The sequence below is a fragment of the Bradyrhizobium nanningense genome (genome assembly GCF_004114535.1).
GTDB lineage: Bacteria > Pseudomonadota > Alphaproteobacteria > Rhizobiales > Xanthobacteraceae > Bradyrhizobium > Bradyrhizobium nanningense.
Genome location: NZ_LBJC01000081.1, coordinates 163,348 through 177,346, shown reverse-complemented (window position 1 = coordinate 177,346; position 13,999 = coordinate 163,348). Strand labels below are relative to the sequence as shown.

16 protein-coding genes, 2 tRNA genes and 1 pseudogene are annotated in these 13,999 nt (G+C 64.8%); 11 read left to right on the top strand and 8 right to left on the bottom strand.

Translation table 11 applies throughout. From position 1 onward, the window contains the following. The first annotated feature begins 39 nt into the window (after positions 1 to 39). Positions 40 to 453 (top strand): GFA family protein, encoded by a 414-nt coding sequence (locus XH84_RS37970; RefSeq protein ID WP_128919677.1) that lies wholly within the window; start codon positions 40 to 42, stop codon positions 451 to 453. 13 nt (positions 454 to 466) lie between these two features. On the opposite strand, the gene XH84_RS37965 is transcribed toward XH84_RS37970, so the two are convergent. Then, positions 467 to 541: transfer RNA gene (locus XH84_RS37965), tRNA-Thr, on the bottom strand. A 167-nt stretch (positions 542 to 708) separates the two neighbouring features. After that, positions 709 to 1,173 carry a hypothetical protein gene (locus XH84_RS37960; protein WP_128919533.1) on the bottom strand — a complete coding sequence of 155 codons (465 nt, stop codon included), beginning with the start codon at positions 1,171 to 1,173 and terminating at the stop codon, positions 709 to 711. Between the two features lie 283 nt (positions 1,174 to 1,456). Between XH84_RS37960 and XH84_RS37955 the strand changes: the two genes are divergently transcribed. Then, positions 1,457 to 1,939 carry a hypothetical protein gene (locus tag XH84_RS37955; RefSeq protein WP_128919534.1) on the top strand — a complete coding sequence of 161 codons (483 nt, stop codon included), beginning with the start codon at positions 1,457 to 1,459 and terminating at the stop codon, positions 1,937 to 1,939. A 43-nt stretch (positions 1,940 to 1,982) separates the two neighbouring features. After that, complete coding sequence (locus tag XH84_RS37950; RefSeq protein WP_128919535.1) at positions 1,983 to 2,465, top strand: hypothetical protein; 483 nt, start codon at positions 1,983 to 1,985, stop codon at positions 2,463 to 2,465. A gap of 78 nt (positions 2,466 to 2,543) precedes the next feature. Here the strand turns inward: XH84_RS37950 and rlmB are convergent, their stop codons facing one another. Continuing rightward, complete coding sequence (rlmB, locus tag XH84_RS37945; protein WP_164936270.1) at positions 2,544 to 3,374, bottom strand: 23S rRNA (guanosine(2251)-2'-O)-methyltransferase RlmB; 831 nt, start codon at positions 3,372 to 3,374, stop codon at positions 2,544 to 2,546. A gap of 207 nt (positions 3,375 to 3,581) precedes the next feature. On the opposite strand from rlmB, the gene XH84_RS37940 reads away from it, so the two are divergent. Both XH84_RS37940 and XH84_RS41285 read left to right on the top strand, forming a co-directional pair. Beyond that, a tRNA-Tyr gene (locus tag XH84_RS37940) sits at positions 3,582 to 3,667 on the top strand. Between the two features lie 71 nt (positions 3,668 to 3,738). After that, positions 3,739 to 3,935 (top strand): annotated as a pseudogene (locus XH84_RS41285) (GIY-YIG nuclease family protein); the annotation flags it as partial. A 14-nt stretch (positions 3,936 to 3,949) separates the two neighbouring features. On the opposite strand, the gene XH84_RS42010 reads toward XH84_RS41285, so the two are convergent. Beyond that, positions 3,950 to 4,381, bottom strand: a complete 432-nt coding sequence (locus XH84_RS42010) for a T6SS effector amidase Tae4 family protein (protein WP_430642022.1) — start codon at positions 4,379 to 4,381, stop codon at positions 3,950 to 3,952. Between the two features lie 576 nt (positions 4,382 to 4,957). Continuing rightward, entirely contained in the window at positions 4,958 to 5,887 is a 930-nt protein-coding gene (locus tag XH84_RS37925; protein WP_283811998.1) for a LysR family transcriptional regulator, read from the bottom strand. 100 nt (positions 5,888 to 5,987) lie between these two features. On the opposite strand from XH84_RS37925, the gene XH84_RS37920 reads away from it, so the two are divergent. The 3 genes from XH84_RS37920 to XH84_RS37910 are packed head-to-tail and all read left to right on the top strand — an operon-like array spanning position 5,988 to position 9,105. Then, positions 5,988 to 7,346: an MFS transporter gene (locus XH84_RS37920; protein ID WP_128919538.1), complete on the top strand. Its 1,359-nt coding sequence runs from the start codon at positions 5,988 to 5,990 to the stop codon at positions 7,344 to 7,346. Further along, a complete protein-coding gene (locus XH84_RS37915; RefSeq protein ID WP_128919539.1) occupies positions 7,343 to 7,840 on the top strand; it encodes a GAF domain-containing protein in 498 nt (165 codons plus the stop codon). Before XH84_RS37920 ends, XH84_RS37915 begins: the two co-directional genes overlap by 4 nt. Positions 7,841 to 7,857: 17 nt before the next feature. Continuing rightward, positions 7,858 to 9,105, top strand: a complete 1,248-nt coding sequence (locus XH84_RS37910) for a metal-dependent hydrolase family protein (protein WP_128919540.1) — start codon at positions 7,858 to 7,860, stop codon at positions 9,103 to 9,105. A 245-nt stretch (positions 9,106 to 9,350) separates the two neighbouring features. On the opposite strand, the gene XH84_RS37905 is transcribed toward XH84_RS37910, so the two are convergent. Continuing rightward, positions 9,351 to 11,408: an ATP-dependent helicase gene (locus XH84_RS37905; protein ID WP_128919541.1), complete on the bottom strand. Its 2,058-nt coding sequence runs from the start codon at positions 11,406 to 11,408 to the stop codon at positions 9,351 to 9,353. A gap of 120 nt (positions 11,409 to 11,528) precedes the next feature. Between XH84_RS37905 and XH84_RS37900 the strand changes: the two genes are divergently transcribed. Continuing rightward, positions 11,529 to 12,119, top strand: coding sequence for a TMEM175 family protein (locus XH84_RS37900; protein ID WP_128919542.1), 591 nt, complete (start codon positions 11,529 to 11,531; stop codon positions 12,117 to 12,119). 9 nt (positions 12,120 to 12,128) lie between these two features. Here XH84_RS37900 and XH84_RS37895 read toward each other — a convergent pair whose 3' ends face one another. After that, a complete protein-coding gene (locus XH84_RS37895) occupies positions 12,129 to 12,509 on the bottom strand; it encodes a YciI family protein (RefSeq protein WP_128919543.1) in 381 nt (126 codons plus the stop codon). A gap of 198 nt (positions 12,510 to 12,707) precedes the next feature. Between XH84_RS37895 and XH84_RS37890 the strand changes: the two genes are divergently transcribed. Next, the gene (locus XH84_RS37890) at positions 12,708 to 12,905 is read left to right on the top strand and encodes a hypothetical protein (RefSeq protein WP_128919544.1); all 198 of its coding nucleotides are present in this window, start codon (positions 12,708 to 12,710) and stop codon (positions 12,903 to 12,905) included. A gap of 23 nt (positions 12,906 to 12,928) precedes the next feature. Then, on the top strand, positions 12,929 to 13,132 hold the full coding sequence (locus XH84_RS37885; RefSeq protein ID WP_128919545.1) for a hypothetical protein: 204 nt from the start codon (positions 12,929 to 12,931) through the stop codon (positions 13,130 to 13,132). 10 nt (positions 13,133 to 13,142) lie between these two features. On the opposite strand, the gene XH84_RS37880 is transcribed toward XH84_RS37885, so the two are convergent. After that, entirely contained in the window at positions 13,143 to 13,856 is a 714-nt protein-coding gene (locus XH84_RS37880) for a substrate-binding periplasmic protein (protein WP_164936271.1), read from the bottom strand. Positions 13,857 to 13,999 lie beyond the last annotated feature (143 nt).

The window sequence follows — 13,999 nt, the reverse complement described above, 5'->3', positions numbered from 1 at the left end:
CTTTTCAATTCGCATCCGTCCAGAGGGGAGAGCAAATCGATGATCGATGCCAGATGCAGCTGCGGTGCGCTTTCGTTGTCGCTTCCGGGACCATCGCAGCTGGTCGTCGCCTGTCATTGCCTCGACTGCCAGCGACGGACCGGCGCGCCGTTCGGTGTCGGTGTTTTCTACGCCGCAGAGACCGTCACGATTTCTGGAGCGTCAAAGCTTTACGTTCGGACCGCCGCAAGCGGCGGCAAGGTCCGCAGCTATTTCTGTCCTGACTGCGGCTCAACGGTCTATTGGCAAGCCGATCATCTGCCTGGGATGATCGCTGTTGCCGTTGGCGCGATCGCGGATCCGGACTTCCCGGCGCCGGTCAGATCGGTATTCGAGCAGTCGAAACATGGCTGGGTGGAGATCACAGGTGCCGAGCACTTCCAGCAAGGCAGCGCTGCGAAGCGCTCGAGCTGATGGCGTCAGAAGGTGGTGCCGGCTGAGGGGATTGAACCCCCGACCTTCGGTTTACAAAACCGCTGCTCTACCGCTGAGCTAAGCCGGCGACGCCTGAAAGACGCGGGCAGGGCCGGCATGGGCCGGGGCTGTCCACCCGTGCGCGCCGCAATACCAGACTTGATCGGAAAGTGCCAGAACCCGAAGGTCGTCGCCGCCGACATGAATCAGGCGGCCCTCGGGGCCGCCTGATCTCTCGCATCGATTTAGATTGCCTTACTGGCAGATGTGCCGGCGTCCATCTTCGCCCTTGAACCAGGTGCCGGGCGTACAGACGAAGCCGTTACGCTGGGCGTAGGTGCGGGTGTCCCAGCCACGGCTGTCCCACGAATTGTCGTAGGCATAGGAATTGTCCCAGGCGCGGAACGGCGCTGAGGCAATCGCGCCAGCGGTGCCGATTGCGGCGCCGGCTACGCCGGCCGCGACGTCAGTCGGCCAGAAACCGGTGCGGCTCCTGTTCCAGTCGTTATTCCAATCGCCATTGGTCTGGCGGTAAGACACGCGGCGATGGTGGCGATAGCCGCGATCGGTGTACGGGTTTCCAGGGCCGAGATTCTGGCAGTTGGCGTTGGGGAATTGCGCCGAGCAGCGGCCGGGATTGGTGACGACGGCCTGCGCCATGGCAGAGCCTGCCAGCATGGTCGCCGCAATCGCCGTCGCTCCAAGAAGTTTGATGTTCATGGTTGTTGGCTCCCATTTTGTTGACGGGGGCTAAACGCTTGCGGCGCCGGACGTTCCGATGAAACCGGTGGATTTTCGCAAGGTGAAGGTCAAACGGATGTGAGCGCACGGCGCGGTTCCGTGCGGCGGCGCGATGCGCCGTTAACACTTCGCTAGCCGGCTTTGCAGCATTTGAGCGGCGCGCGATCCTTACGCATTAGGCTTACCGGAAGTTGGTGAGCGGACCTTAACCCTCTCTGCGCCGCGATCGGATAGGTTGCGGCCGCATAACCGGGGTCTCCTCATGCGTGCTGTGGCGCTCGCCGCTTTTCTGATCGGACTGCCTGCGACGGCTTCTGCCGGCGGCTTCGATGTCGTCGTTCCCGGCCGGCCCGGCGTGCCGATCATCATCAACAATATCGACGCGTCCTATGCCGTCGTCGAGGGCGTCTGGGGCCTGGGCAAGAACCAGCAGGTACAGCCCACGATCTATGGCGGACGCTATATCGCCGAGCGGCAGCCCGACGATGTCGGCCATTATTATCCGACACTGGGCCTGCGGCCTGGCTATGGCCGGCTCGAGGTCGAGCCGCCCGCGAACCGCAAATTGCCCAAGCCCGCCGAGAGCTACCACCAGAGCTGGGGCGCGCAATCGGCGCCGCTGCCGCCGCAGATGGATGTGCCCGTCGATCCGCCGCCGGTGATCCTCGCGCCCGAGATCAACGATCGTCCGCGGCCTCCGCGACCGCGGCCGCATGTCCAAGTCCCCGGCAAGCCGCCGGGTTAAGAAACGTCAAAATCCAACAAACAGAAATTAACAGGAGAGAGTAATGCGTCAGATGATTTCGGGACTGGTCGCGGCGGCTGCCGTGATGTTCGTCGGAGCAGCGCCGGCCGCGGCCTGCGGCTTCGATCCGTGCCAGCCGGTCGCGCCGGTCTATTCCGGCTGCAACACCGGCTGCGGCGGCTATGGCTACGGCTATGGCGCCGCCTATGAGCGTCTCGCTGAGCCGACCACGCAGTATTACTACGTCAACCAGGGCCCGACCTACACCGGCCCGGGTGCCTTCGCGCCGTATCCGACCTACCGTGAAGACGCGGTCGTCGCGCCCGCCAATTACGGTTACGGCTATCGCGCCGCCGTGGCTCCCTATCACCGCCCGTACTATCGTCCGTACCGCTACGGCTACGGCCCGCGCTACGGCTATCTGCCGCGCGTGCACTATGGCCACGCTCCGCGCTACGGCTACGCCCACCGTTACGCGCCGGCGCCGTACTACGGCGGTCGCCGCGTGCTGCGCCGCTATTACTGATCTCTGATCGGTTGAGCTACGAAACGCCCGTCCGCGCGATGCGGCCGGGCGTTTTGCTTTCCGATGTAACGCGACGCACTACCGCTTCATCAGCCCCAGCCGGCTTGCGCCGACATAGAGCGAGAGCACGGCGGCATTCGACACGTTGAGGCTCTTGATCTCGCCGGGCATGTCGAGCCGCGCCACGACGCTGCAGGTCTCGCGGGTTAATTGCCGCAAACCTTTTCCTTCGGCCCCTAACACGAGCGCGAGCGGCTCGCGCAACGCGACGTCCGAGAGGTCCTCGCTGCCTTCGCTGTCGAGGCCGACGGTCTGGAAGCCGCGCTCGTTCAGCGCGGTGAGCGCGCGGGCGAGGTTTTGCACGGTGACCATTGGCACCAATTCGAGCGCGCCGGAGGCGGCCTTCGCCAGCACGCCGGTCGCTTCCGGACTGTGGCGCGCGGTGGTGACGATCGCCTTGACCGCGAACGCTGCGGCCGAGCGCAGGATGGCGCCGACATTGTGGGGGTCGGTGATCTGGTCGAGCACCAGCACCATGCCCTCCTGCTTCAGGGTCTCGATATCGGGCGAGGGCAGGGGATCGGCCTCGGCGAGCAGGCCCTGGTGCACGGCGTCGGGTGACAGCAGACGGTCGATCTCCTGAGGCCGAACGATCTCGGGCGTGACTGGGGTCGCGATGTTCTCGTCCGCAAGCCGCTTCGCTGCGTTCTCGGTCAGTGTCAGCTTGCGGATCCGGCGCTGAGGATTGGCCAGCGCCATGGTGACGGTGTGCCAGCCATAGAGGATGACGGGCCCGTCGGAGTGCGAATCGCGGTCCCGCCAAGCCGGCCGGCCGGCCGATTTCCCGGGCCTGTTGAAGGGCTTAGCCCCGCCGCGGGGACCCCTAGGTGCGAATTTTCGATCCTTCATGGGCTCGCTTGTGTCACGGGTCCCGGAATATGGCAATTTGAGTGCCCGCGAGGGCGATTTTAGCTGTTCGCCTCGGTTGACTTTGCCCCACCGCATCGCCCATAAACGCGCCCGGTCGCGCCCCCATCCGGGCTGTCGCGGCCTTCACGTTCCATGGCCGTCTTCGGTCCGCCGGCAAGGTCCGGCCCGATTGTGCTGCCGTCGAGCGGGGGAGTGTCCCGAGTGGCAAAGGGAGCTGACTGTAAATCAGCCGCCTCATGGCTTCGCAGGTTCGAGTCCTGCCTCCCCCACCAGCCTTCGCTCGCTTCGCGAGCTACGGCCAGGCAAGCCAGCATCAGTGCAGGTGACGTGAAGTGAGCGAAGGCTGTCACGCTATCACGTCGGCCTGACGTCCGATCTTCGTGCTCGCCTCAAAAAGCACAATGCTGGTGACGTTGCTCCACGTCAAAATTCACTCGGTGGGAGCTCAAGACTTATGTTGCGTTCTCGGATGAGCAGCAGGCCGTTGCCTTTGAGAAATATTTGAAGTCAGCCTCCGGCCGGGCATTCGCCAAGAAGCGTCAGTCGTCACTGCGTTACGAATTGAGGTCCCAAAAAAAGACCCTGTCGTTTGTCACTGCCGAATACCAACTGCCAAAGTACAAGTCAGCATCGTGTATCTGCCCGTCTACCCAGATGTCAGTATGACCGATGGTGCTGGTGTCTGTCGGTTCAAAGATGATCACCCCCTTTCGGCTCCCTATTTTGGATGTGTTCGAAAACATCTGTCCGGAACCATACCTGTTATTGAGGTACTGCCGAAGATCGAGCGTCGAAAAAATATACTCCCAACCGTCGTTGTCCATAAGACACCGAACTTTTTTGACGAGCACGCCACCTTTTCCATAGTCGCCATCGCAATTGATATAGTGACCGTCGACATGGTTGAATGCCCAGCTGATTTTCGAAGCGCACGTATTCTTGTGCCCTGGTTCGTCGTGGAATTTCTTTATGGAGCCGTTGATCATTGTCTTGAAATCGTCGGTCATGCTTGGATGGTTAGCCAGCAAGGTGCTGTAGCCTATGTTGATAAAGCCCATGATCTCCCCTTGCCGTTGAACCCTTAGCGCGGTGTTCGATGAGAAGGTTATGCGTGCGCACACTGTGGGTTTGGTTATCTTGCCTTAGCCATTGGACGGGTCAATAGCTTTTGCCGAAGTAGCGTGACACATCGTATCGCGCGAACCAAACCGGCCGCTGTCGCGTTCGCAAGCATCTGGAGCACCGGGATGCAGACACGGCCTGACTTCGGCTTCCAGCACCTAGGTCTGCGCTCCTCTGAGGCGCAGACACCATCCGGCTTACACGATGTCCGAACCCGCCATCCTGTTTCGCTGTCTTCCAAGAGTGGCGGGAATGGCAGAGCCGATCCAGGTTGCTCGCATCGTCGGCACGCCTGCGGTCTCTGTGGGCGCAGCTTGCGCCTGTCCACTGTGGGAGGGGATCGTTTGCGGTGGAGCTAGGCCGCGGTGGCTGGTGCAACAATGCGGCTTCGAGAAACCCACCGCTTCCTTTTTGGATCGTGTCGGGCTCGGGGCCGCGTTTCAGTCGGATTTGGCGAACAGCCCCACCAAGGTCTCGCGCAGCCAGCGCTGCGCCGGCACGGTGTCGTTGCGCTGGTGCCAGAACAGGCTGACGATGCGCGGCGGCGCGCGAAGCGGAAGCGGCATGGCGTGCAAGAACGGCGCGTGGCGCGATTGCGAGCGCAGGTCGCTCGGCAGCACGGCGATCAGGTCGGACTGGCGCACGACCTCGTAGGCGGCGCTGTAGTGATTGACGGTCGCGACCAAGTTGCGCGACAGGCCGCGCGAGGCGAGGAAGAGGTCGTAGGACGGCAAGGTCTTGCCGGCGAGGCTGACATCGACATGTCCTGCGCCGAGGAAGCTGCGCGTGCTCAGCCGCTTTTGTGCCGCGAGCGGATGGCCGCGCCGCATGAAACAGGCGTAGTCGACCGTCCACAGCGAGCGCGAGCGGATGGCGGCCGGCTGTTGCGCCTCGTTGACGTACACGCTGAGCACGCAATCGACGCGATTGTCTTCGAGCTGATCTGCGATCTCCAAAATGGTGTTGGGAACGGTGTGGACGCGCGCCTTGGGCGCGACCTTGCCGAAATGATTGAGGAGATTTGGCATCACCAGCGAGGCGACGTAGTCCGACATCGACAGGCTGAATTCGGTCTGCGCGCGGCGCGGATCGAACACCTGCTCGTCGAGCGCGCCGCGGACGCTTTCGAGCGCCTCGCCGATCGGCTCCCATAGCACCACGGCGCGCTGGGTCGGACGGATGCCTGTGCCGGACCTGACGAACAGGGGATCGCCGAGCGCGGCGCGCAGGCGCGCGAGCGCGTTGCTGACGGCGGGCTGCGTCATCGTCAGCGCGCTCGCGGCGCGCGTGACGCTGCCCTCGGTCATCAGCGCCTCGAAGACTTTCAGCAGGTTGAGGTCGAGCGATCGGAACGACAGGACATTCACCACAGTGATGTAACAGATCAAAATTATAAATTATGACGATAATATCTCATTGTCTATGGTTCCCCACCGCGGAGTGCCGGGCCGCCAGCAGAGGGGGACTTTCATGTCGATGATCTCGGCGCGCATCGAGCGCCTGCCATACGCGCGCTTCCACACGCATCTGTTGTTGATGGGCGGGCTCGGCTACATGTTCGACGCGATGGACGCGGCCGTGCTGGCGTTCATCCTGCCGGTGCTGCGCACCGCCTGGAATCTGACGAGCGTGCAGATCGGTGTGCTCGGCAGCAGCACCTATATCGGCTTCCTGTTTGGCGCGCTGCTGGCGGGCACGCTCGGCGACCTGATCGGCCGCCGCGCGGTCATGATGTCGGCGCTGGCGCTCTATTGTGTCGCATCGATCGTCAGCGCGGCGGTGGACAGCTGGCCGTCCTTCTTTGCCGCCCGTGTCGTTGCCGGCATGGGCACCGGCGCGGAGAGCGCGATCATCGCGCCCTATCTCGCCGAGTTCGTGGCGCGGCGCTTCCGTGGCAGCTTTACCGGTGCACTGGCCGGCTTCTTCTCCTTCGGCTTCGTCGCCGCCGCCTTGCTCGGCTACTTCATCGTTCCCGCCTATGAGAACGGCTGGCGCATCGTGCTGGTGATCACGGCCGTGCCGGTCGTGATGCTGCTGTGGTGGCGCAGGGCGCTGCCGGAATCGCCGCGCTGGCTCGAAAGCCGGGGCAGGGCGAAAGAAGCCGAAGCGGTGCTCGACAGGATCGAATCCGGCTTCGCACGCGAGGGGCGCGTGCTGCCGCAGCCGGTCGTCGATGCGGTCAGTCCTCCCGCAGCCGGAGGAACGCTGCTTGCTAATTTCGCCGCGCTGCTCGCCGGCCGCCAGGCGCGCATCACCATCATGACCTGGATCATGTGGCTCGCGATCACCTTCAGCTATTATTCCTTCTTCGTCTGGATCCCCGGCCTGCTGGTTCAGAACGGCATGAGCATCACCAAGAGCTTCGCCTATTCGATCGCGATCTATTGCGCGCAGATTCCGGGCTATTTCAGCGCCGCCTGGTTCAACGAGCGGATCGGCCGGCAGGCGACCATTGCGTGCTACATGGTGCTCGGCGGCGCCAGCGCGCTCGGGCTCGCCTTTGCGCAGAGCGACCAGCACATCATGGTGGCGGGTATCTTGCTGTCCTTCTTCATGAACGGCACCTATGCGGGCGTCTATGCCTATACGGCGGAGGTGTTTCCGACGCCGGTGCGAACCACCGGCGCCGGCCTTGCCTCGGCGATCGGCCGCATCGGCGCGATCATTTCGCCGATCCTGGTCGGCTACCTCTATCCCAATTTCGGCTTTGCCGGCGTGTTCGGCATTACCACCAGCGTCCTGCTGATCGGCGCGCTGACCGTCGTGGTGATGGGCGTGCCGACGCGCGGCCGTTCACTGGAAGACATTGCCGCGGGCGAAGTGGCATGAGGGAGACGACACGCCGAGCCGATCCGCTGCTCTGCGCTGTAGCGGCGGCGCAGGGCAGGGTGGATCAGCCGAATGCCCTGTTCGCGGCGCTGGATGACGCCTTGAAATCGGCGATCGGGCACAAGTTGTTCACGATCCTGACCTATGACGACGACACCGGGGAAGCGGCGCGGATCTATTCCAATCTTCCCGGACCTTACCCGACGGGCGGGCGCAAGCGCCTCGCGCCGGGTCCGTGGACCGAGGCGGTGCTCGACCGCGGCGAGGCCTATATCGGCCGCACCCGGGATGATCTGCGCAACGTGTTCGCTGATCATGAGTTGATCGCGTCGCTCGGCTGCGAGAGCGTGCTCAACATGCCCGTGCGCTGGCGCGGGCGCACGCTCGGCTCGCTCAACCTGCTGCATGGGGCGGGCTGGTACGGCGCGGACGATGTCGCTGCGTGTCTCCCATTCGCCCAATTCGCTTTGCCCGCGCTGCTCACACAGTCCTGACCGGACAGGAAACCGCCATGCCCAGCATCCTCTTCACGAATGCCGCTCTGCTCGATCCGCTTCAGCCGGATTTGCTCGAAGGACATCACGTGCTGGTCGAGGACAATGTGATCAAGGAGGTCTCCGACCGGCCGCTTCAGGTCACCGCCGATCGCACCATCGATCTGAACGGCAAGACGCTGATGCCCGGTCTGATCGACCTGCATGTGCATGCGGTGGCGGTCGAGCTCAACCTGTCGCAGCAGGTGCACATGCCGAACGTGCTGGTAACGCTGCGCTCGACGCTGCTGCTGCGCGGCATGCTGCGGCGTGGCTTCACCACCGTCCGCGACGCCGGCGGCGCCGGCCATGCGATGAAGCAGGCGATCGAGACCGGCCTCACCGACGGTCCGCGGCTGTTCGTCTCCGGCCGCGCACTGAGCCAGACCGGCGGGCATGGCGACATGCGGGCGCGTTCGGATTATCTCGCCAGCGACGCGCCGTGTCCCTGCTGCGTGCGTGTCGGCGCGCTGGCGCGCGTTGCCGACGGTGTCGATGGCGTGCGCCGGGCGGCGCGCGAAGAACTGCAGATGGGCGCCGACCAGATCAAGATCATGGCGTCCGGCGGCGTTGCGTCACCGACCGACCCGGTCGGTGCCTTCGGCTACTCCGAGGACGAGATCCGCGCCATCGTCGAGGAGGCGCGCGGGCGCCAGACCTATGTGCTCGCCCATGCCTACACCGCCGCCGCCATCGAGCGCGCGGTGCGCTGCGGCGTGCGCACCATCGAGCACGGCAATCTGGTCGATGCCAAGACCGCGCGCCTGATGGCCGAGAAGGGCGCCTATGTGGTGCCGACGCTCGTCACCTACGAGGCGCTCGCCAATGAGGGCGCCCAATACGGCCTGCCGCCCGAGAGCGTTGCCAAGATCGCCGATGTCCACGACGCGGGCCTTCGTTCGCTCGCGATCTATCGCGACGCCGGCGTCAAGATGGGATTTGGCAGCGACCTGCTCGGTCCGTCCCAGCGTCTCCAGAGCGACGAATTCCGGATCCGCGCCGAGATTCTCGGTCCGCGCGCCGTCATCGCCAGCGCGACGGTGATCGGCGCCGAGGTGCTCGGCATGGAGGGCAAGCTCGGCCGGATCGCGCCCGAAGCGATCGCCGACTTGCTGGTGGTCGACGGCAATCCGCTGCGCGACGTCGCCTGCCTGCTGGGCCAGGGCGAGCACATCCCGCTGGTGATGAAGGCGGGGAAGGTCCAATTCGACCGGTTGGATGCCTAAATCGGAATCGTTTTGGGTTGAATCGAGCGGTCGCGGAGAGGTTCACCTCTCCCGCAAGCTTGCGGGAGAGGTCGGCGCGTCCCGGGCGATGCGGAGCATCGTCCCGCGCGCCGGGTGAGGGTTGTCTCCTCTGGGGGGTGTCCCGTTGCGGAGACACCCTCTCCCCAACCCTCCCCCGCAAGCGGGGGAGGGAGCGCACCTCCGTCGTTGCTGCAATCGAGGCTGATCTCATCTCGCTCCAGCCACTACCGCCACATCCCGCGCATCCGTGCCCCGATGTCGATCTTCGGGCCCTGCGCCGCGGATCGCGCCGCCCCCGCCGAGGCCTTCGGCCAGGCGGTGCGCTCGAACAGATGGACCAGCTGCTCCGGGATGAAGCGGGTGCGCGAGGCGTAGACGTGGCGGTCGCCCTTGGCGGCCTGGCCGTGGGTGAAGAAGCGCTGGGGAACGACGAGGTGCAGATCGTCCTTGGCGCGCGTCATCGCGACATAGAGCAGCCGGCGCTCCTCTTCCAGTTCGGCGCTGGTGCCAGCGCCGAGATCGGACGGCATGCAGCCGTCGACGACGTTGAGCACGAACACCGACTTCCACTCCTGGCCCTTGGCGGAGTGGATGGTGGAGAGGATCAGATAATCCTCGTCGCGCAAGGGCGGCCCGGATTTGTCGCTGGTCGCATCCGGCGGATCGAGCGTGAGCTCGGTCAGGAATTTTTCGCGGCTGGCATAGCCGCTCGCGATCTGCTCGAGCTGCATCAGGTCGGCGCGGCGCGTCTCCGAATCCTCGTGGATGCGGTCGAGATGCGGTTCGTACCAGAGCCGCACGCGTTCGAGATCGACCGGCCATTCCGAATAGCGCAGGTTCTCCACGGTGCGGACGAAGTCGGTCCAGTCCGCGCCGGTGCGTGCGGGCACCGGGAGCTGGCCGAGCGTGTGAAGCGGATCGGTGCTCTCCGCCATCTGGTCGAGCACGCGCTGCGCGGTGGCAGGCCCGATGCCTGGCAAGAGATGCATGATGCGGAAACCGGCGACGCGGTCGCGCGGATTCTCGGCAAAGCGCAGCAGCGCCAGCACGTCCTTGACGTGAGCTGCGTCGAGGAATTTCAGCCCGCCGAACTTGACGAAAGGAATGTTGCGGCGAGTGAGTTCGATCTCCAGCGGGCCGGAATGCGAGGACGTCCGGAACAGCACCGCCTGGTGCTTGAGCAGCGCGCCTTGCTCGCGGTTCGCCAGCACCTCCTCGACGATATAGCGCGCCTGGTCGGCCTCGTCGTGGACGGTGACGAGCTGCGGCTTGTGCGAGGCGGTGCGGTCGGTCCAGAGGTTTTTGGTGAACCGCTCGCGCGCAAGCCCGATGACGCCGTTGGCCGCCGCCAGCACGGTTTGCGTCGAGCGGTAGTTGCGGTCGAGCGTGATGAGCTCGGCGCGCGGCGAGAAGCTTTGCGGGAAGTCCAGGATGTTGCGCACGGTGGCGGCGCGGAACGAATAGATCGACTGCGCGTCGTCGCCGACCACGGTGAGTCCGCGTCCGTCGGGCTTCAGCGCCAAGAGGATCGAGGATTGCAGGCGGTTGGTGTCCTGGTATTCGTCGACCAGCACGTGATCGAAGCGGCCGCCGATTTCTTCCGAGATCGGCGCATCGCTCATCATCTGCGACCAGTACAGCAGGAGGTCGTCGTAATCGAGCACGTGCTGGGCCTGCTTGGCCTCGACGTAGGCCGCGAACAGGCCCTTCAACTCCGCGGCCCAGCCCGCGCACCAGGGATAGTGTTGGCCGAGCACCTTCTCGATCTCCATCTCGGCATTGACGCAGCGCGAGTAGATTGACAGGCAGGTGCCCTTGGCCGGAAAGCGGCTCTCCGTCTTCGACAGACCGCGCTCGTGCCGGACCAGATTCATCAGGTCGGCGGAATCCTCGCGGTCGTGGATGGTGAACGAAGGATCGACGCCGATCCGTTCGGCATATTCGCGCAACAGACGCGCGCCAATGCCGTGGAAGGTGCCGGCCCAGGTCAGCGCATCGCGCATGATCGCGGCGTTGTTCTCGCCCAGCACCTTGCGGGCGATGCGCTCGACGCGGCCGGCCATCTCGGCCGCGGCCCGGCGGGAGAACGTCATCAGGAGGATGCGGCGGGGATCGGCGCCCGCGACGATCAGATGCGCAACGCGGTGGGCCAGCGTGTTGGTCTTGCCGGAGCCGGCGCCGGCAATGACGAGCAGGGGAGCGCCCACGGTCGCGCCATCGGCCACGCCATGCTCCACGGCGCGGCGCTGCTCCGCATTGAGCGTGTCCAGATATGTCGCCACGAATCGCCCCGGTGAAAGGGCGAGAGTCGGCGATCTCGGGGCGAATCGCAATGCGGCTGGACGGAACCGGAATTAGGATTTAGGGGAAGACGGCCCGAAGTTCCAGCAGCGCATGCCGACATGACCGAGCTCAAGCCCGACCAGTTCGAGATGCGGCGGCTGGAATCGCTGAGCAACACCATCTTTGGTGTCGCCATGACGCTGCTGGCCTATGACCTGCCCAAGGCGGCGGTGTTCACCAGCCCGCCCGGCTGGGGCGATCTCGCCCACGTCTATTCCGGCAAGCTCGCCGGCTTTGCGCTCAGCTTCATCATCGCGGGCGTGTTCTGGATCAGCCATCACCGCCGGTTGGCGCGTCAGCCCGTCGGCAGCCGCGGCGGGGTGATCCTGAATTTGTTCTTCCTGCTCTCGATCGTGCTGCTGCCGGTGACCAACGGCCTCTACACCAATTACGGCATGAGCAGCGCGGTCGCGGTGCTCTACGGCCTGCACCTGACCGCGATCGCCGGCCTCAACGCCTGGCTGTGGTGGACCATCCTCGGCGGCTGGCGACAGGAGATGATGGCCTCGCTGTTTCCGCTGCTGGTGTTCATTCCGGGCACGATCGTGGCGGCGTTCGCGCCCCGCGTCGCGCCTTTCGTTTGGTTCATCGCCTTCGGCGGGCTCGTGATCCAGCGCTTCTACGGTGCGCGGACCGGGCCGAGCGCGTGAGGCTGGGCCTCACCCGGACGTCGCGCCGAACCCATCGGCCGGCACGTAAAGCTTGACCGGGCGGATTTCGTAGACCGCGGTCGGATTAACCGCACGCAGCTTCCGCGCCGCCGCGATCGCCTCCTCCTCGGTGGAGCATTCCATCAGGTGGAAGCCCAGAAGCTGCTCCTTGGTCTCGGCAAACGGGCCGTCAAGCACCATGCCCGCGCCCGGGCCACGCAAGGTGCGGGCCTTTCGGGTCTCATCCAGGCGGGCGGCCGGCCCAAACTGTCCGCTTGCCCGCAAGGGTGCCTGGACTTCGATGACCTTGGCCACGACCGCAGCGTCCTGCTCCGGCGTCCAGGACAAGAGCTCGTCTTCCACATGGTAGGCCAGGATGGCGTACAGCATCGTCACCTCGTTGTTTTCCTGCACAGATCCCAAGGACGTAGCACCGCAGGTGGTGCCGACAATCCCGAAGCAAAATATTGCGTGGCCCGCAAGCGACGAAACCGTCCCGAAACCCGATTGCGCCCTTGCCGCGTGAACGCCGCCGGAAGCGGTCGCGACTGATGACCACAAACAACAAGATTTCTGCTGGAGGCGGCAATGTCGGGCCACACGATAAAGACGGTTTGCAAGATCATCTGCGACGCGCGTCGGGCCGGACAATCGGAAACGGCCGATCTGCACGACCAAAGCGGCCATCATCGCTATTACGGCAGCTCGGCCGAGAATGGCGGCGAGCGCATCGTGGAAAGCCGGCGCGGTAAGCGCGCGCGTGCACTCGGCGTCTGCGGCTTCTGAAGCCTGACGACACCGTTTCCAGCATGGACGTCCTGCAAATGTCGATCGCGGCGATGCCGTTCCTGCTCGCACTGACGAGCCGGAAGGGGAAGGCCATCGTGCCCTGCCTGCTGACGAGCCTCTTCACCGTGCTGCTCGGCGGAGAGCCTCACCGCGCAGTCGTGGCCTGGTGCGTCGGCATGCTGATCGCAGCCGTCGCGCTCCGCGAGCGGCTTCGCACCGGCTGACGCACGGCCGTCATTGGGTGCCGAGGACTTGCTTGACCAAGGCCTCGCGCAGCGCCGCCAATTCGCCGCTCGCCTCCATCTGAGCGATCACCTTGCCGACCTTCGGCACCAGATCGCGATGTCGTTCGTGCAGGTAATGGTAGATGTGGATCCGCTCGAGCGGCGGCGCGAGCGGGTAGATCCTGGCCTGCAGATTGAGTTTCCTCACCGCGGCAAGCCCGCTGAAGAGGTCGGTGACCATCACGTCGAAACGGTCGGCGTCGAGCATCCTGACCATGTTGTCGAGGCTGGTGGTCGCGGTGACGCGGGCCATGCCGCGCGTGCCCGCCTCCGAAGAGCCGACGCCGCGGACGATGCCGATGCTGTAGTCTCTGATCGAATCCCAGCCGGCGACGTCGAACCGGAGTTTGGTCGTGAATACTGCGGGCTCGATGTAGTTGATCGCCGGCGTGACCTGGATCAGCGTCGGGTAGTCGCGCGAGAGGGTTCCGATCCGCTGGATCTCGCCGTCGACCGCGCCGGCGCTCGACAGCGCGAGCGCGCGCTTGCCGGGGACGTCCTCGAACTCCAGCCTGATGTTCAGCTTGGCGTAGACAGCCCGCAGCATCTCGCCGCCGACATATTGATCGGGGATGTCGGCGATGCGCGCCAGCCGGATCAAGTCCTGCGCCTCCGACGGACCGGCCGCGAGCAATGACAGGCAAGCGAAGACTAGCCGCCACATCAAGCGTTTCCTTCGGTCGTGCATTGCTACCACTGGGTTCGGACGCCCGCGCGATCTACCGGAAGTGGGCACCCGGGGGCCGGCAATTGTTACCGCTTGCCCTGCGAGCGACTCCGGACTTTCACCGATGTTATTCTAGCATG